We start from the raw sequence: 230 nt of genomic DNA on the forward strand, positions 1-230 counted from the left end.
GCGCTGGTCTACAACAATCCTTCGCGCAACTACCTGATGGAAAACCAGAACGGCATGCTGGAAGCCTGTCATGCCAACCACTACAACCTGATCCTGGGGCCGGTCGGCATAGGCCGGCGCACCCTGCCCGACCTCGCCGCACTGTTCGAGAACTCGAGGCCCGATGGCGAGGTGCTGATCCCGCCGCTGACCGACGATGCGGTGGTGCTGGCGTACCTGGAAGACAACGA

1 pseudogene is annotated in these 230 nt (G+C 62.6%); it reads left to right on the forward strand.

What is annotated here, in order from left to right:
• Positions 1-230: pseudogene (locus ACQG3P_RS25195) on the forward strand (LacI family transcriptional regulator); the annotation flags it as partial.

This window comes from Stenotrophomonas sp. SrG (genome assembly GCF_050031795.1).
In the GTDB taxonomy this organism is placed as follows: Bacteria; Pseudomonadota; Gammaproteobacteria; order Xanthomonadales; family Xanthomonadaceae; genus Stenotrophomonas; species Stenotrophomonas rhizophila_A.